Source organism: Cytobacillus sp. IB215316, from assembly GCF_033963865.1.
GTDB classification, from domain to species: Bacteria; Bacillota; Bacilli; order Bacillales; family SM2101; genus Nanhaiella; species Nanhaiella sioensis.
This window is the reverse complement of the sequence record NZ_JAXBMC010000004.1, coordinates 57,055-76,162: the sequence shown is the minus strand read 5'-3', so window position 1 is coordinate 76,162 and position 19,108 is coordinate 57,055. Positions and strand designations below refer to the sequence as shown.

16 protein-coding genes are annotated in these 19,108 nt (G+C 35.0%); 4 read left to right on the top strand and 12 right to left on the bottom strand.

Annotated elements, in window-relative coordinates:
• Nucleotides 1-42: 42 nt before the first annotated feature.
• Nucleotides 43-795 (bottom strand): AzlC family ABC transporter permease, encoded by a 753-nt coding sequence (locus tag SLH48_RS09240; protein ID WP_320257925.1) that lies wholly within the window; start codon nt 793-795, stop codon nt 43-45.
• Between the two features lie 94 nt (nt 796-889).
• A complete protein-coding gene (locus SLH48_RS09235) occupies nt 890-1,699 on the bottom strand; it encodes a TrmB family transcriptional regulator (protein ID WP_320257924.1) in 810 nt (269 codons plus the stop codon).
• Between the two features lie 381 nt (nt 1,700-2,080).
• On the opposite strand from SLH48_RS09235, the gene SLH48_RS09230 reads away from it, so the two are divergent.
• From SLH48_RS09230 to SLH48_RS09220, 3 genes are read left to right on the top strand one after another with little or no spacing between them, the layout of a single operon-like run.
• Nucleotides 2,081-2,581 carry a hypothetical protein gene (locus SLH48_RS09230; protein WP_320257923.1) on the top strand — a complete coding sequence of 167 codons (501 nt, stop codon included), beginning with the start codon at nt 2,081-2,083 and terminating at the stop codon, nt 2,579-2,581.
• Between the two features lie 11 nt (nt 2,582-2,592).
• Nucleotides 2,593-3,828 (top strand): glutathionylspermidine synthase family protein, encoded by a 1,236-nt coding sequence (locus SLH48_RS09225; RefSeq protein ID WP_320257922.1) that lies wholly within the window; start codon nt 2,593-2,595, stop codon nt 3,826-3,828.
• Nucleotides 3,829-3,850: 22 nt separating this feature from the next.
• Nucleotides 3,851-4,246 carry a DUF350 domain-containing protein gene (locus tag SLH48_RS09220; protein ID WP_320257921.1) on the top strand — a complete coding sequence of 132 codons (396 nt, stop codon included), beginning with the start codon at nt 3,851-3,853 and terminating at the stop codon, nt 4,244-4,246.
• 348 nt (nt 4,247-4,594) lie between these two features.
• On the opposite strand, the gene SLH48_RS09215 is transcribed toward SLH48_RS09220, so the two are convergent.
• The 10 genes from SLH48_RS09215 to SLH48_RS09170 form a co-directional block, all read right to left on the bottom strand.
• Nucleotides 4,595-5,785 carry a M20 family metallopeptidase gene (locus tag SLH48_RS09215; RefSeq protein ID WP_320257920.1) on the bottom strand — a complete coding sequence of 397 codons (1,191 nt, stop codon included), beginning with the start codon at nt 5,783-5,785 and terminating at the stop codon, nt 4,595-4,597.
• A gap of 290 nt (nt 5,786-6,075) precedes the next feature.
• A complete protein-coding gene (gene galU, locus SLH48_RS09210) occupies nt 6,076-6,966 on the bottom strand; it encodes a UTP--glucose-1-phosphate uridylyltransferase GalU (protein WP_214482888.1) in 891 nt (296 codons plus the stop codon).
• 210 nt (nt 6,967-7,176) lie between these two features.
• Nucleotides 7,177-8,250 carry an FAD-binding oxidoreductase gene (locus SLH48_RS09205; protein ID WP_320258079.1) on the bottom strand — a complete coding sequence of 358 codons (1,074 nt, stop codon included), beginning with the start codon at nt 8,248-8,250 and terminating at the stop codon, nt 7,177-7,179.
• Between the two features lie 4 nt (nt 8,251-8,254).
• Nucleotides 8,255-10,282, bottom strand: coding sequence for a class I tRNA ligase family protein (locus SLH48_RS09200; RefSeq protein WP_320257919.1), 2,028 nt, complete (start codon nt 10,280-10,282; stop codon nt 8,255-8,257).
• 52 nt (nt 10,283-10,334) lie between these two features.
• Entirely contained in the window at nt 10,335-11,657 is a 1,323-nt protein-coding gene (locus SLH48_RS09195) for a lysine N(6)-hydroxylase/L-ornithine N(5)-oxygenase family protein (RefSeq protein WP_320257918.1), read from the bottom strand.
• A 1,337-nt stretch (nt 11,658-12,994) separates the two neighbouring features.
• Nucleotides 12,995-13,951 carry an L-threonine 3-dehydrogenase gene (locus SLH48_RS09190; protein WP_214482884.1) on the bottom strand — a complete coding sequence of 319 codons (957 nt, stop codon included), beginning with the start codon at nt 13,949-13,951 and terminating at the stop codon, nt 12,995-12,997.
• A gap of 95 nt (nt 13,952-14,046) precedes the next feature.
• A complete protein-coding gene (locus SLH48_RS09185) occupies nt 14,047-15,237 on the bottom strand; it encodes a glycine C-acetyltransferase (RefSeq protein ID WP_320257917.1) in 1,191 nt (396 codons plus the stop codon).
• Between the two features lie 817 nt (nt 15,238-16,054).
• Nucleotides 16,055-16,780: an amino acid ABC transporter ATP-binding protein gene (locus SLH48_RS09180; protein ID WP_320257916.1), complete on the bottom strand. Its 726-nt coding sequence runs from the start codon at nt 16,778-16,780 to the stop codon at nt 16,055-16,057.
• Nucleotides 16,781-16,790: 10 nt separating this feature from the next.
• Nucleotides 16,791-17,456: an amino acid ABC transporter permease gene (locus SLH48_RS09175; protein ID WP_320257915.1), complete on the bottom strand. Its 666-nt coding sequence runs from the start codon at nt 17,454-17,456 to the stop codon at nt 16,791-16,793.
• 26 nt (nt 17,457-17,482) lie between these two features.
• The gene (locus SLH48_RS09170; protein ID WP_320257914.1) at nt 17,483-18,301 is read right to left on the bottom strand and encodes a transporter substrate-binding domain-containing protein; all 819 of its coding nucleotides are present in this window, start codon (nt 18,299-18,301) and stop codon (nt 17,483-17,485) included.
• A 222-nt stretch (nt 18,302-18,523) separates the two neighbouring features.
• On the opposite strand from SLH48_RS09170, the gene SLH48_RS09165 reads away from it, so the two are divergent.
• Complete coding sequence (locus SLH48_RS09165) at nt 18,524-19,102, top strand: TIGR00730 family Rossman fold protein (protein WP_320257913.1); 579 nt, start codon at nt 18,524-18,526, stop codon at nt 19,100-19,102.
• Nucleotides 19,103-19,108 lie beyond the last annotated feature (6 nt).

Genomic DNA, 19,108 nt, shown 5'->3' with positions numbered 1-19,108 from the left:
TACCCTTTTGTGATTGGGTATAATTTGATCAATGCAAGTTTACTAGCTATTTTGTTGTATAGATTCTCGTTCTTTGAAAAACACACCTATGAGGCTACTTATAAGTGTAGCTATGACAATAGCCCAACCTGAGCTTACAATCATTGACGCAAATGTACAAATGACCATACTTATTACAACGATGCTCAATACTAACCTTGATTTCCGCGCTACTGGTACTACTAGGGCAATGAACATTGCATATAGACCGACGGACATACCTTGACTAATAACCGGCGGAAAAATACTCGAAAAAAGTCCACCAACAAGAGTCCCTGCTATCCATGATACATACGCTGTTGCAAATATGCCTAGAATAAAAAATTGATTTGTGGCATCTTTTTCCTTACCTTGTAATGAAAATACTGAAAATGTTTCATCTGTTATACCGAAAGATAACAAAGCTTTCCACTTCATAGGAATATGGTTTAGTTTATTTATGAATGACATACTCATAATGAAATGACGAAAATTAAGGACAAATGTAGCTACAATAATTTCGATTACAGTTGCATTGACCATCACCATACTTGCTGCCATAAATTGACTCGCACCTGCAAAGACAGCGATTGACATAAAGGTTGAATGCCATAGCGACAAACCTGATTGGACAGCAATCATTCCGAATGTAACTGCAATCGGAAAATAACCAATCGCAATTGGTAGAGCAACCCTTGACCCTTTTAAGAACAAGTGACTATTTTGTAGTTTTTTTCTCTGGGATATGTTTTTTTGTTCAACATTTATGCTAGCCATCACATTTCTCCCTTCACAAGTTTACATAACAACTTAATATTAGATGTTATCTTTCTAACTACTAATAATTCGTGTGTAAAAAAGGCGGCCCAATTCATTTGAACCGCTTTCCTGTTACAACATGAAGAAGGTCATTGTCCTTTCTCCATAGTGAATCTAATTTATCCTCACCAAATTTACGAGTGATTTCTTCAATCATAATATCATGCCTAATATATTCAGTTGCGACTAATATAAGTGCAGGATCTTTCGATTTGACTGCCCAAGCAGGTGTTTCTTCAGAAAAATTTGCTATGATTACCTCTTCTCCATCTCTAGCAGCAATTGTTAAATGACCACCTGTTCTTTCTTTCACTACATCTGGTGGCATGTAGTTATGGTGATAAGTCGAACCTAATTGTAAATGTCGATTACCGAACAAAATAGTAAAGATTTTAACTCCTTCTTCATGACGCTGATCGACAGCTTCTTGTATCATAGGAGTTTGTGGCTCCCATACTGATAACCATAGTTCTTTTTCAGCCCTGCCGATTAAATCAACTATTTCCGCTATAACTAGTTCGTCACTACGGATATGCCAAATAACATCTGCTTCGCGTTCTCCTTCTAATGTCATTAAATTTTTTTCTAGGTAATCAAATGACTGTTCAAATTGGCTCCTAAACCTTGTGATTAATTCCTTAGCAGGTACAGGACTATATTTCACTGGATCAGAAGGCACTTTATATATCGCACCCTTATCCAACAATTTAGCTATCACTTCATATATCATCGATCGTGGAACTCCTGAAAGCTTACTTATTTCATATCCTGTACTAGGAGATTTCTTTAGCAAGCTTATATAAGCTTTACATTCATATTTAGAAAAACCCAACTTTTGAAGTTCATTATAAATTTCTTCCACTTCTTACTCCCTTTAGTAGTTATTATACTACCTACTATAAACATATTAAAATAATTGTCAACTTTTATATAACTGCTTTACCATGTTTTTCTCACTAAAAATTAAATATATGTTTACAATTACCATTTGTAGCGTATTATCTCCACAAAGAGATGGCTATCGATAATTCGGTTACAGAAGCTACATCATTAACAACAGGAAGCATGTAGGATGAAACTTTTATTAACGCAACACGTAAAAGAGATAAGGGGAAGAAAATATGATCGTATAATACTCTTTATAAAGAAGGACAAATCAATCATTTTTTACCATAACTACCTAATTACAACATTAAGTTTCTATGGTACGATATGAATGTGATTTTTTGAAAGCAGGTGTACTATGAGCAAAACTACAAAATTAATTAAAGGTTTATCAGCGGCTGTGATTGCAACTGGGTTATCTGGTTGTGCAAGTGCGGCAAATGAGTATACTTATGAAACAACTGATAGCGGAGACGGGGATACAAGAACCATTCCAATCGAGCCATCGGTAGTTGGCTGTGATGAGTGGGACTGGGATGTTGATGATGAAATGTATGAATGTGATGACGATGATTCAGATTATCGCGGTCATTATTTTTATCAAAATAAGCTATTCAAAACAAAAGCTGACATAAAAAGTGGGAAGTATAGTAAAAGTTTTGTTCCATCTTCAACGAATGCTGTAAACAATAATACTAACAATTCCACCTCCCAATCAAACCAGTCACAAACTAAATCTTCAAATAATTCCGTGTCAACTAATTCTGAACAATCAACAACTTCCACTCAAAAGTCACAATCAAGTTCAAGTAGTTCATCTGGATTTGGTAAGAGTAGCAGTGGATCATACGGAGGGTAATAACTACTACGATGAAGGAATGGGAAATTCGCAGAAGAGAGTTTTACGATCGTATACCCAAATTTTGGCCTGACATGTATGGTCAAGAATACGCATTATTTGATATTCATCCTCTCACTAAGGATGAAGTAGAAAACATCCGCCTTGCTTCAAGTCACATTGGGAGCATCTTTTTTAAGGTTGCTCGACTATTAAGGCACGTTAATAACGAAACACTGCAGCAGCTTGGGTTCCCCAATGAGTCAATTCCTTATCTTCGTCTACAAACCATCGACGTAGAAACGATCATTGCACGACTTGATCTAGTAAAAGTAGGTAGCACTTATAAGGTTTTAGAATTTAACGCTGATACACCTACCTTTATTAAAGAGCTATTCTCAATCAACGGTAAGGTATGTGATGCATTCGGGTATCAAAACCCTAATCATCATGAAGAAGAACTTTTAGCAAATTCTGTACGACAAGCGATTCTCTCTAGTATTAATTATGTACAGGAGATAAGCAACCCGTATGTCGTATTTACATCCCACGAAGAAAGTGATGAAGATTTAAACACCTCACTTTATCTTCAAGACTTGGCAAATATTCCTTCAAGATTCGTGCCGCTTCATAAGTTACAAATTAAACAATCAGAAGGATTATACGATGAAAATGGGCGTAAAATCGATGTGTTATATCGTCAAACATATCCTTTAGAGCATTTGGTATGTGATAAAGATGAGTTTAACAATAATATAGGGGTCATGTTACTTGACCTTGTTCGTGATCAAAAGCTTGCAATTATCAATCCACCCTCAGCATTTTTATTACAATCTAAAGCGATTCTTGCAGCCATTTGGGGGCTACATGAGGATAAGAGTGACTTTTTTTCTAAAATCGAGCATGATCGAATATCAAAACATTTTCTCCCTACTTATTTAGAGGCAGACCCTTTAATAGCAAATGAACTAAACTATGTCAAAAAACCTTCTTTCGGACGAGAAGGAGATACTGTTGAAATATTCTCATCAAAAGGAGAAAAAATACTAGAGGATAAGAATAAGTCCTATACGAGCTCTTTGCCTGTGTACCAACAATTAGTCGAGTTACCAACGACTAGCTTTCAAACAGTGAACGGAATGAAAGAAGGCCATATTATTATAGGTTCTTTTTTACTCCAAGGGAGAGCAAGTGCCATTGGCTATCGTGTCGGAAACAAAATAACTGATAATCTATCTTATTTTTTGCCAATCGGTATCAAAAGATGAAAATGTCGAGAGGAGAACTATAATGAATTTATACTTAAACTTTCTAGCTTATGCTGGTACTGCACTATTGATGTTAATTATTGGGCTTATTGTTTTTGAACTAACGACAAAGAATGAAAAATTCAAAATGATAGGACAGGGGAACAGAGCAGCAGCTATGGTCATTGGTGGTAAGCTCCTTGGTATCGCCTTTGTTATTGGATCGGCAATGGAATACTCGATCTCTATCATTGACATGATTATTTGGGGTTCAATCGGGATACTCGCACAAATTATTGCTTCCATTTTAGCTGAAGTTGTGACGATTCGATTTAGTATTAAAGAAGCAATTGATAAAGATAACCGTGCGGTTGGTGCATTCTTATTATTAATGTCATTAGCAATAGGCTGGGTCATCTCCAAAGCCCTAACTTATTAAGAAAAGCGTAAGCGCCTTGTTCATCCCCGACAAGCGCTGGAAGCATTTCGCTTGAAGTCGCTTTTTGACTTCATGAGAAATGGTGAAGCGACTCGAGGGGATAGGTGCTGGAGCTAGACAGTTAGAAAAGTGGAGCCGACTGCTTAATCCCGACAAGCACTGGAAGCATTTCATTAGAAGGCGCTCTTTGACTTCAAATGAAATGGTGAAGTGACCTCGAGGGATTAGGAGGTGGAGCTAGACATACAGAAAAGCAGAAATGGCCACAACATTTTAACAATGCTGTAGCCATTTTTCTTTATAGCAAACTAGAATCTAATAATTTCATAAAATATTAAACAACTTCCATTATGCGTTTATAGTAGCATATTGCTTAAGGTACGATAAAGTCACTGCTCCTAGTGTTTTGGCAGCAATTAACATAGCCTCTTCATCAATATTAAACTTAGGGTGATGATGTGGATAAGCTTTTTCCCATGTAGGGCTCTTTGCTCCTGTGAAAAAGAATGCGCCTTGTACATGTTGAAGATAATACGCGAAATCCTCTCCTCCCATAGAAGGCTCACACGTAATAACTTCATCTACACCAGGTACATTTTTCGCTATATCCATTAAATACTGAGCTTCAGCTTGATGATTAATTACAGGAGGGTAACCTCTTGTAAAGTTAAATGTATAATCCGCATCAGAAGAAAGGCATGTTCCTTTGACAACTCTCTCTAACTCTTGTTCAATTAGATCTCTCACTGTCTCATCAAATGATCGAGCTGTACCAATTAGAACAGCAGAATCTGATATGACGTTAAATGGATTACTCGCCTCAAAAGACCCTACAGAAATTACTGCCGATTGTAAAGGGTCTACTCTTCTAGAAACAATTTGCTGCAGATTTGTAACAAGTTGTGCTCCTATAACTACTGAGTCTTTTGTAAGGTGAGGCTCTGCCCCATGACCTCCTTTACCTTGTACAGTAATTTCAAATCTATCAGCGGCAGCCATGAGTGCACCTTCCCTACATGAAATCTGTCCAACAGGTGAAGTTGCCCATAAGTGTGTTCCAAAAATTACGTCAACACCATCAAGGCAGCCATCATTAATCATGTCAATCGCCCCTCCTGGAGCTACCTCTTCTGCGTGCTGATGAATAAAGACGATATTTCCTTGTAACTCTTCCTTCATCATATTTAACACCTTAGCTAATACTAACAATGTCGCAGTATGACCATCATGTCCGCAAGCATGCATAACTCCGTCAACCTTTGACTTATATTCCACATCATTTTCTTCATGGATTGCTAATGCATCAAAATCAGCTCGAAGTGCCACTGTCTTTCCAGGTTGACCACCTCGTAACGTAGCAACAACTCCACGTCCTCCTACTTCTGTTCTAACCTCATGGCCTAAGTGCTTATGATAATCGGCAATGTATGCAGGTGTTGTTACTTCTTTAAAAGAAAGCTCAGGGTGCTGATGTAAATGTCTCCGGATTTCCACCATCTCATCATAATGGTTTTTAAGAAGTTCATATAACCTTTCCATTACTTCCACCTTCTTCATTTAGTATTCATTACTTTAAGTATATATAATTCTATGGTCAAAGTGGAAGTCCCGACCACACATAATAACCTATATTTGATTCAAAATAGCACTTTCGAACTCGTACATCCTTGTCGGTTGCCTCTTTTGTCTTTCAGCTTGTTTATATGAGGTCCCCTTCTTTGTCACATTGGATCAATAATTCCAGCGCACAATCAACATTATTTATGTTATATAATTGACCTACATTACTTAATCCCTGTTATTGATTTCTTCAATATTGTTTGTATTCTTTATGCTTGAGGTTTTACTTTTTCTCTCTGAAGTAAATCTTCCATTATACGTATAACGGAGGACTTTATCTCGTCATTTTTCATAGAAAACTCTAACGTCGTTTGAATAAAACCTAATTTTTCACCCACATCATATCTCACACCATCAAAATCATAAGCAAAAACACGTTGTATTTCATTTAACTTTTGAATGGCATCAGTCAACTGTATTTCGCCCCCAGCCCCTACTTCCTGCTTATCCAAAAATCGAAATATTTGTGGTGTTAATATATAGCGACCCATTATTGCTAAATTTGACGGAGCTGTACCTTGTTTTGGTTTTTCTATAAATTCACTAACTTGATAACGTCGGCCATTTTTTTCTATAGGGTTTATAATTCCATATTTTTCAGTCTCATGCTCTTGTACTTGTTGTACACCTATAATTGGTGCTTCTGTTTCCTCATATTCATTAATTAACTGCCTTAAGCAAGGAGGGTCTGATACGACTATGTCATCCCCTAACAAAACAGCAAATGGTTCATCATTAATAAACTTTCTTGCACTCCAAATAGCATGTCCTAAACCCTTTGGTTCTTTTTGCCTAATGTAATGAATATTAGCTATATTAGATGCTGCTTGAACTTTATGAAGCAGGTCATATTTTTCCTTTTCTATTAAGCTCTGTTCTAACTCAAAAGCTGTGTCAAAATGGTCTTCAATTGCGCGTTTACCCTTTCCAGTGACAATCATAATATCCTCAATACCTGAAGCTACTGCCTCTTCCACAATGTATTGGATAGTAGGCTTATCTACAATTGGAAGCATTTCTTTAGGCATTGCTTTTGTTGCTGGTAAAAACCTAGTTCCTAAGCCTGCGGCAGGGATAATTGCTTTTTTTACAGTTTTCATCTACTGACCTTCCTTCTTTATAAGTAGTTAGTATTTTATGATATTTACTTGTTGGCTGTGTTCGAATTATTTGTTGCTTTTCGCTCTAAGATATAAATACGTAGATATCTATTGTTCCAGGGCATCTTTTCTTCTCTAGGAACTATTACAAGACGTTTACGAAAAGAGCCCTTTCTTGACCAACCTTACTTTAAACATAATTCATTTTATTTATTGTTCCATTTCTTTGATGAGTTTAACTGTTCTTTGTCCTACTGCTGGGGAAAGTTTATACCCTCCCCCACTCCATCCAGCTGATATTATTAAGCCTTTTAACCCAGATACTTCCTCTAAAATTCCTACTTCATTATTTGTATAACCATCAAAACTTAACCTTCCACCAGAAAAGGTGCTGTTGTCAAACCATTGAAAACGCTTCTTAGCGATCTGGTTTACCTTTAATGTTTCATCATAATCCATTGCACTTACATCATCGGGATTTATATCCCACTGATTTGTTGGATAGCCAACTAGTACAAGATCATGAGTATCTGGTCTACTAAATAACTCTGTCGTATTATCAATGAAAGCTGGTGGCATCAATGCTTCTTCAGGTCTCTTAACAAATTGAATTTGAATACTTTTACTCCGAATTCGATAGTTTAATTGAAGCTGCTGTATAAAAGTTGAACTCCAAGCACCTGTAGCTAGAATAACTGCCTTTGCTTGGATAAAACCTGCTGTCGTGTTGACTCCTACTACTTTCTCATTATCAAGTACAATATCTGTGACTTCTGTGCCTTCCATTGCTATTGCTCCTAAAGATCTAGCCGCATCAATCCAAGCTTTTGTTGTTAGAACTGGATCTGCAAATCCACCTTCTGGTTCATAGGCAACTGCTCCGACTCCATCAAACGAAAGAGAAGGGAACAGCTTTTTCGCTTCATTTATTGTCAAAGCTTCTATTGAATATTCATATTGTTGTTGTAGCTTTTTTACTTCATCTAACATGTAGGTAACTTGATTGTCAGGTATTAAATGTAGCAATCCTGTTTTTATGTAACCACAGGACCTACCTATTTCTTGTTCGAAATTTTTGAAAGATGAAAAGCTTTCCATCGACATCTCCGTTAAAAGTGGATTAGAGTGGTAGACTCTTATGAACCCACCAGATTTTGCAGTTGAACCGCAAGCAAAATGGCTTTTCTCTATTAATGCAGCATTATTATATCCATTTTTCGATAAATAATATAATATGGATGCACCAATGACTCCTCCACCAATTATAACTACATCTCTTTCCATCAAGTTACTTCACCTCTAATTCTCTTAGACATTCCTTAATAGGAAGAAAGAATGTATCCTGGGAACTAGAAATTCGTAAATTACCTTCTATAATGATTGGATTATATTCCCATTTAATTGGTTCGTTTATTCCTAGGCATTTCCAAAGTAACTGTGAAAACTGTGGCATAATTGGCGCAACTAATATTGCTAATTGTTTTGCCGATGTCAGTTCTAGCGATATACTTGTTTGATAGTCATCAATTAGTGAGGTAATATCACCTAAATATTGCTCGGATTCACCAAAAGCTGAGGATTTACGAACAAACTCATTTAATAATCTAGTTACTTGTTGTGGTGAAAAGCTATCTGCTTCATATGCCTTAGTTACTTCAGTGACAGTGGTTTTTATCATTTCATAAAAAGATAGATGCCTATCTGACCAATTACCTACGTGAGGAGTTACTCCATCGTATCGATGATTTACTTTATCTAATAAGTGTTGCAGCCAATTTTGCCACTCATTCATTAACACCTGTTCATTCGTGTGCTCAAATTCTGATAAAGAGAAATTTGTTTGTCTATTTTCTGGACGAATGTAGGAAAGAAAAAAACGGACTTGGTCAGTTGGAATTTTTCTAAAAATATCCTGACCCCAGATAGCGTGACCTCTACTCGTAGAAAACTTTAAATTATCTAATTGTAAAAATTCATTCGTTACAAAAACATCAGGTAAATCCATGTCAGAATCAAATGCCATATGTAACGCTGGAATAAGGACTGCATAATAGAAACCATTATCAAAACCAAAAAATTGTATATTTTTTGATTGATCATTTTTCCATATCGTTTTCCAACTGTCATTTGTCTCATATTGCTTTAAACACTGATCGGTTGCAGCCAAATAACCTGGTGCCATTTCAAACCAAACGTACAAAATTTGATCATTATACGTATCTAATGGTACTGGTATTCCCCAATCTGAAATATGGGTGATACGAATGTCGGGTAACCCGTCTGATAATAGCTTTTCACAAAGCGAACGTAGATGTGAACCCATCGTAACTTTTTTATAGTATTCACGTAGCTGATTATTATAATTTTGAAGAGGAAAGTATAAATGCTTTGTCATTTTTATTGAAGGAATATGATCACACTGCTTACACTTTACATCGAGCATATCTGTGCAATCATTCGGTTGACCACACTTCTCACACCCATTTCCATCACTGCTTTCTAAACAGTGAGGACATTTTCCCTTGACATGAGCACCATATAAATAACAATCACAATATTCACAAAATAAGGATGGTACTTCCTTTTCAATTAACTTACCTTGGTTATATAGTTTCATAAAAAATTGTTGGATAAAGTCTAAGTATTCAACAGAGTGGTTTGGTCTGTATAAATGATCCATTTTTATCGAAGCTAAAGAAAAAGTATCTTCAATCACTTTTCCAAAAGAATCGGCTACTTCTTTTGGGGATCTTTTGAGCTGATCTGCTTTAAGGGGAACATAACTTTGAAAGTCATCTGTCCCGCTTATATAATGGCTCATAAGATCTTGTAGCTTCAAAAATCGATTATAAATATCTGCGCCTAAATACGGCCCAGATAGATGACCAAGGTGTAAATCGCCATTAGGTGTTGGTGGCGGGGCAGTAATTAACGTCTTATGCGCATAATTGTGAGAACCTGTATCGAGCGCTTCCTCTAGTAATTTACTATCTTCCCACCATACGGCTAAAAATGTTAAATCTTTATGGTTCGTATTATTTCTTAAAGAGTGCGTACTAAAAGCATTTAAATAAATGACGTCCCCACTTTCAACTTCTGCTATCTCATCATCAACTTCAATAACTCCACAACCATCTAATATATAAAATAATTCGCCTTCATGGTGATTATGTGGTTCAGAAGAATGGCCTGGTTTAATAACACAATATGAAGATCCAAAAGGAGGATCAGGAACATTCTCCCAAGCAGCAATTCTTTTACAAAGTATTCCATATTCGTGAGAAAACTCATTTTCATTAAGCTTTTGAATATTCAATTTTGTTGCCTCCCAATTATTTAAGTTTTCCTGCTATATAATCGGATAATTGTTATTCTACAAAATTATTAAGCTGTAAACTCTTTAAAATTTCGCCAGCTCTAAAAGGTAAAATTGATAATAATGTGTCACTTAAGCCATTATTTTGTTCATTAAAACCCTGCACATAAATTGATGGTGACAAGGAGTCTTTAACAACTAATTTATGGTCTCTATCTACCTTGACTTGACCTTTTTCGTCTTTTTCCATATATTCAGTAATACCATCTATTAGTGATGGAATTTTTCTTTGATAGCCAGTTGCTAAAAATATGCCATCAGCTGATATCTCTTCAAGTTCATTTTTCATATTTAAAAACTCACCAGCTAAATCCTCGCCCTTTTCAACAATATTTTTCAAATCCATAAATGGTTTTATTTCACATCTGTTTGAACCAGATAATTTTTGAATATATATCATTTTATAAATATCCTTAATTAATTGCGCATCTACTACAGCATAATTCGTATTTTGATGTTCATCTAAAAAAGATGATCTTTGCTCAGATGTTAAATTGTTAAGAAAATCTACCATTGAATGGTGGTATAACTCGTTTACAAAAGGGCTATCATCTGTTTGCCTATAGGCATAGTTTTTAAAAGCAGCAGTTACATGGGCATTTTTATAATGATTCATTAAATAATAAAAAATTTCTGCTGCACTTTGACCAGATCCCACTACTACAAAACGATATGGCTTATTAGTATCTGGGTAGTTTTCTTTCAGTTTATAAAGAAACTGGTTTGAATGAATAACTTTATCAGAGTTTATTTCGAGATGTTCTGGAATGTTTGGTTTACCACCAGTAGCTACGATAATATTTTTCGCTAAAAACTCTGTAACATCTCCAGTCTTTAAGTTTTCTGTAGTCATTTTAATATATTTAATTCTATGATTTTTTTCTTCACCATACGGCTCAATTCTACTGACTTTTGTTCCATAGTGTACCTGATTAGCAAAATGACCTGCTGCCCAACGAAAATAATCATTATATTCTAACCTTGTTGGATAAAAATCTCGTAAATTAATAAAATCATTTAATCGATTTTGTACTTTTAAATAGTTTAAAAATGAAAAATAACTTTGTGGATTTCTTAAGGTTACTAGATCCTTTAAAAAAGAAACTTGTAGCTGCATTCCATCTATTAACATATTAGGGTGCCATGCAAAATGATCTTTACCTTCAAAAAACACACTAGAAAAATTGCTACCAGATTCTTCAAGTGCTATAGCTAATGCAAGGTTTGATGGTCCAAAACCTATTCCTGCAATATCAACAACAGGCATATTATCAATTATTTCATTTACTTCCTCTTTCATGACAACCTCTTCCACACAAATCCCCCCAGATTTATATAATTCAAATCTACTAATACACTATATGTATTGTAGTGGTAATTATGCCCATATAATTAGAATTAATTGTATATTCATGGCTGTTTTAATTAATAGTTAGATCGTTTTAACAGTGTTAATAGTGAAAAAATGAATTTAACTTTATCTATTTTTCTCGAACGAATGTAGTTTAGTAGATTTTAAATGGCCTATAAAAGTGACCGTGGGCTTTATTAATTTCGAAGACAGGACTATAGTAAAATTCATCACACTAGACATTTTTATTTTGCAATAAATATCAGGATACTATGATAGTAGAGTACATAGAACGATCTATTAATTACCCAAATAGCTTGCCCGCCATTAAACTATTTACAATTCAATTAATTGAATATTCTTTCAATAACTTGTGATAATTCAAAAAGTGACAATAATTGAAATATCTTAACCCATTAATAAAATTTATACTAAGTACACCATAACTAATAATATTTTGATAAAATTACTTAATCTTCTATATCACAATACAATCTACTTGATTGGTATTAACACTTTATCGATAGAGTAATTCTAAATTGCTGCCCCATGAACTTGCTTTAAACCTATCTCTGCAGGATAGCATCCAGTAACTAAACTATCAGACGCTTTTCCCATGATAGAGATATTCATAATTAATCCTCTTCAATTTCTTATCTTAAATATGCTGGTAGATTCCCCCTTAAAATATATTATTATTAAAAAATGGTATGGAAATAGCAGTGACTAAATTAATATATAAGATTATATTTAATTGTTAATTAGTTTATGCTATATATCTCATTTACTTTTGTAAAAACATAGATAGAAGCTTTCATGCTAGTATAATTCCATGGACACAGCTTCATTATGTCCTAAAACATTACAAGGATAGGTTTTGTGTATAATGATGGATAAAAATACGGATAAAAAGCTATGATTATGAACGGTCTTTATCGTTCTAGTAGATGAAGAATTTAAAGTGAAGTAACGATTTGTTTTCTTTTATTGAGTAAGAGTATGGTAACAGCTGAGGATCTTGTCAACAGGCTGTTTTGCCTTGATTGTTGCTTTTCGTGCTTACATATCAGCACGCTATTGAACTCTCGTAATACGCTCCATTCTGTTCGTTTTAAGTAAAAATTACAACAAAGATTACTAACAGAGCCAACCAAAGTGCAACAGCAAATGCACCATAGCAAAATCTTTAACAAAGACTATTGCTGCATTCGCAAATAAAAAAACAAATAAAAATAGACATCTCATTATGTAAAGATGTCCATTTCTAACCCTTTTGTTGAATTTTGTTTTTAATATAAACCTTACACGTTAACTAATTGCTTTTTTTTTAGCTTTTCCAACATATCTACTGTCATTTTTTCTAAGTCATAATTCACACTGAAATCCCACTCATCCTTAGCAGCTGAGCAATCTATGGCATTAGGCCAACTATCTGCTATTGATTGTCTGACAGGATCAACATCGTAGTATAGCTTGAACTCTGGAATGTGTTGTTGAATAGCTACCTCAATATGCTCAGGTGCAATACTCATTGCAGATACATTAAAAGAATTTCGATGCTTAAGACGAGTTGCATCAGCCTCCATTAATGTAATAACTGCATGAACAGCATCTGCCATATACATCATATCCATATACGTTCCTTTATTAATAAATGAAGTATATTGCTTCTTTTCAATTGCTTGATAGTAAATATCGACTGCATAATCAGTTGTTCCTCCGCCAGGTGGAGTCATATAAGAAACTAATCCTGGAAAACGTAGACCTCTCGTATCAACTGCAAACTTATGATAATAATAATCACATAATAATTCACCAGATACTTTATTTACACCATACATTGTTGTTGGTCTTTGAATGGTGTCTTGTGGTGTTTGTTCTTTTGGCGTGTTCGGTCCGAAAGCACCAATTGAACTTGGAGTAAAAAATTGACACCCTAGTTCCCTAGCTACTTCTAAAGCATTAACAAGTCCTCCCATATTAAGATTCCATGCAAGTAATGGCTTTGATTCAGCAGTAGCTGACAGCAGCGCTGCCAAGTGAATAATCGTATCTACTTCATAACCTTTAGCTAAATCGAACATTTTCTTATCATCTGTTACATCAAGAATCTCAAATGGACCTGAGTGTACCACTGCACTATCAATATTTCGAATATCAGTTGCAATGATGTTGTTCGGTCCATAAATATCGCGCATTTTCATGACTAACTCGGAACCAATTTGACCTAATGCACCAGTAACCATGATTTTTTTCATCTTACATCCCCCAAATCATTTTGATATGGAGTTTCTCAAGGGTATCATGCTATAGCTACACTCCCTTGTTCTTCTCCGCCTTTTGAACCGAACTATTAGAGAACAGCTAATTCTTTTCCTACTTTTTCAAATATACTAATCGCCTGATCTAACATTTCCTTCGAATGTGCTGCTGTAGGCATATTACGAATCCTTCCCGTTCCCTTTGGTACTGTTGGAAAAACAATTGACTTAGCATACACACCTTCTTCATTTAATCTCTTACTAAATTGTTGAGTTTTCACTTCATCGCCGATGATTACTGGGGTTATTGGTGTTTCACTATGACCAATATCAAACCCTAAGTTGCGAAGACCTTCCTTTAAATAATCTCCATTTCCCCATAATCTTTCCTGTAATTCCGTACTACTCATTAATATATCAATGGCTTTCGTACATGCTGCTACATCAGCTGGAGTTAATGCAGTTGAGAATAAAAATGGTCTACTTCTTACTTTTAGCCAATCGATTAAATCTCTTTTTCCTGCAACGTAACCACCTACAACACCGATGGCCTTTGACAGCGTACCAATTTGAAAATCTACTTTATCAGATAAACCAAAATGCTTAACTGTTCCCGCACCTTTCCCTAAAACACCAGAGCCATGGGCATCATCTACATATGTAATCAGGTCAAACTCTTCAGCTATTTCAACGATTTCAGGTAATTTTGCAATATCTCCGTCCATCGAAAATACGCCATCTGTAATGACCATAATTTTGTTATAAAGTCCAGATTGTTTCGCTTCCTTTGCCTTTTGACGCAAATCATCCATGTCAGAATGATTGAAGCGAATAATTTTTGCTTTTGAGAGACGGCATCCGTCAATAATAGATGCATGATTTAGCTCATCAGACAAAATGGCATCATTCTTATCCATTACAGCTGAAATTGCTGCCATATTACAATTAAACCCTGACTGGTAAGCAATTGCGGCTTCTGTATGTTTAAATTTTGCTAACTCTTCTTCCAACTTAACGTGCAAATTCATCGTTCCATTTATCGTTCTGACTGCACCTGCACCCACGCCATACTCTTCAATCGTTTTTATAGCAACTTCCTTCAATCGTTCATCAGTCGCTAAGCCTAAATAATTATTTGAAGATAAGTTAATCAATTCTCTTCCAGCAATTTTGATGATCGGCCCATTCGGGCTTTCTATTGGATCTATGACATTATATAGTCCGTTATTTTTTAAATCCTCTAAGTTATTTTGTAAAAAAGAAGCTAAAACATGACTTGACATGGTTAATCCCTCCAATACGTTATCTCGTTTCCATTTCATATTTGTGGTAAGTTGTCATTTAAAGATAAACAGTTGTCCTTGTGAAAAACACATAATCATATTTTAAAACGTTATAAAACAGGGTTATTTAATTGATATTCTATCATACATTAAATTATATGTTTATATATCATGGACAAATTCTAAAAATTATTTTTCTTTTTGATCGTTTTCACATTAGTTACTCTTGTTCTATTAGGCTCTTTTCGTAAACTTTGTTGCTATTCTTATTAACAATGGATAGTAAGACAGGACCTGACCCTAGAAAAAGTAGAAATGATGCCACGACCGCTTGGTTATTTCTTAGAACGAAACCAATACGAAAACAGCCTTCTAATAAAAACTCCAGCTATACAGTTAGCTATTCATTACATTTTTTCTACAACATTCATCAATACGGATTGAATAAAACCTTTCTCTACTCCAATAGATAGTAAAATTGCAACAAAGTTGCCACATGGGCTTTCTTATCGACATATACCTGACAATATATATATTGGTAAGAAATAGTCTTTTTCATACAAGAGATTAAATGACGGAAGTTCTTTCATATTTTTTCTTGAGTCTACTTTCTTATTGAAATAAGCCCGAAAAACTAACTCCGAACATCAATTTTTCGTTTATAATGCCACCTTGCTGCTTTATGTGCGTGTCCATAGCCCAAAGTTAAAAAGCTACTGCAACAATGGTAAGCAATCTCATGAAAATGTTAAGTAGCTTCAAATATTTAGTCCTTCAAATTAAAATACTACAAGGAATAACCCTTGTAGTACGGTGTTTATCTATTTACAAGCTTTAAAAATTGCTTCGTGCGCTCATGTGTTGGATTTTCAAAGAAATCTTTTGGAGATGCCGTCTCAATTATTGTGCCTTCGTGTAGCATAACAATTCTATCTGCTACGTCTCGTGCAAAATTCATTTCATGGGTAACAATAACCATTGTCATTCCTTCTTTGGCAAGTTTTTTTATTACTTGGAGCACCTCTCCCACGAGCTCAGGATCGAGTGCAGAAGTGGGTTCATCAAACAACATTGCCTTTGGTTTCATAGCAAGTGACCTTGCAATTGCTACACGTTGCTTTTGACCACCTGAAAGCATATGAGGATACGCATGTGCTTTGTCCTGTAGTCCAACTTTTTCTAACAATGCTAAACCCTCTTGTATAGCTTCGTTTTTATTAACTTTTTTTACAATTATAGGTGCTTCAATAATATTTTCAATAACTGTTTTATGCGGAAATAAATTAAAATGCTGAAAAACCATTCCTACCTGCTCTCTCACCTTCGATAAATTGTCTTTTTCGGGAGATATTTTCTTATGATCAATTAATATTTCTCCACTATCAATTGTCTCCAAGAAATTAAAGCACCTTAGCAATGTACTTTTTCCAGAACCACTAATTCCAACCAAAACTACTACCTCTTGAGGCTTAATGTGTAGATCAATACCTTGCAACACTTGAAGATCACCAAATGCTTTATATACATCCCTAGCCGTTAGCACTGTTTATTATTCACCTCACTTTTTCAACATCGACCCTTTTTTCCACCACATGTAATAAATACGTAAATATCATTACTAAAACTAAATAATATAGTCCAGCAACAAAGAATGCTTCAAACTGTTGGAATGAGTTTGCCGCCTCCATATTTGCTAAAGAATAAATCTCAGCAACCCCAATGACATATACTAACGAAGAATCCTTTAAACAAATAATAAATTGGTTTCCAAGTGGGGGTATCGATCGTTTAAATGCTTGTGGAAAGATAATTCGATACATACTTTGTGTTCTCGTCATACCTAGTGAACTACTTGCTTCGCGTTGTCCTTTATCAATGCTTTGAATGGCTCCCCGAAATATTTCAGCTATATACGCACCATTATGAATAGCTAATGCGATTGACCCTGCCCAAAATCCAGATAAAACAATAAGGGACGAGATACCAAAATACAAAAAAGAAATTTGTACTATTAAAGGGGTGCCACGAATTAGCGTAATATATATTGAAGCAATTGTTTGCAATAGCTTAGATTGAGAGATTTTAAAAAAAGCAAAAATAATACCTAACAATGAACCTAGTGTTAGACCTACGATCGTTAACCGTATAGTCATCCAGCTAGCTTCTATAAATCCGGAAAATGTTCTTAAGAACAAATCAACAATAACTATATGCCGCACCCCCTATCCGCATAATAAACCTACTATTATTTATATATTTCAACACCTTCAAGATTGACATCTAATAGATTCGTACCGAAAAAATCATTTGAAATATCTACATACGTACCGTCCGTAACAATTTCTTCTAACACTTCATTTAAAGCTTCCAACAATTCTTCGTCATCTTTTCTAACCGCAATACCAATTCGTTCGACCCACAGACGGTCTCCAGCCTCTTTAATAGTTAAACCTGCTGCTTGAGCCTCAAAGCCAACGATTGAATCCGTAATAACCGCATCTAGCCGACCTTTTACTGTTAAATCATTAAGTGCTGTAACATCACTGTTATAATACTTAATATCGTCAGTATACTTCTTCGCAGCTTCATCATATGTGCTCTGTGCTACAACGCCAATTCGTTTCCCAGCTAAATCATCTGCTGATTTAATTTCTTTATTTTCATCCGAAACAAAAACTGTACCACCTGAATAATAATATGGGTCTGTAAAGTTAACTTGTTTTAATCGATCATCTGTTATAGCCATACTTCCTAAAATAATGTCAAATTTTTCTCCTTTTAAACCTTGCAATATTGTTTCCCATGGTGTGGTAACAGGATTTGGCTCAAGTCCAAGCTTTTCTGCTAGTGCATAACCAATCTCAACATCAAATCCTTTTAGTTCTCCATTTTCTGAGTAGTTAAAAGGTTTATACAAGCCGCTACTAGCCCACGTTAGTTTTCCTTGTTCTACTAAGTCGAAATTTTGATCTGCTCCACTGCTATTGGTAGTTTCGTTCGTTCCACAAGCTGTAGAAAATATCACTACTAAAAGCAACATCAATACTACATAACGCTTTCTCATTGCACCTCTCCTCAATTCTTATTTTTGCTATCAACCACTTACCGCTACGCTTGTCCTCTTTGGTTGTATACCTTCATACGACAATGCTGGCTACAATAGGCATTTCATCTTATTTCCAATAGTATGTTTAGAATTTTATACTTATTCATACCAAACAAATATTATTTAGATGTAGTATAGTAGAATTACAATAGTTTCTATTTTGGAGTTGGAGTTGAAAAAATGAAATCGATTTGTGTATTTGCGGGTTCGAATATTGGTATAAGTGATGAATATTTACAAAAGGCACAAACTTTAGGTAAAATAATTGGCCAAAATGGCTACAGACTTATATATGGTGGCTCTAAAATTGGCTTAATGGGTGAGGTTGCAAATGCAGCATTATCTCATGGGGCAGAAGTTGTTGGAATTATGCCATCTGGTTTATTCAGAGGTGAGATGGTGCATCAACAATTAACAGAGTTCATTGAAGTTGATAGCATGCACGAACGAAAAGCAAAAATGGGAGAACTAGCTGACGGATATATCGCATTACCGGGTGGACTCGGTACTTTTGAAGAATTATTTGAAGTGTTATGCTGGGCTCAAATAGGTATACACGAAAAACCTATAGGTTTATATAATGTAAACAGCTATTTTGATCCATTAGTCGAAATGGTCAAGCATAGTGTTCAAGAAGGGTTTTCTAATGATTCTCATTTAGACTTAATGATTAAATCAGCGAATGCCGAAACGTTAATCGATACAATGCAAAATTATACAAGACCAACATTGAAGAAAAAATGGAAGCAGCTTGATTAATTAAGT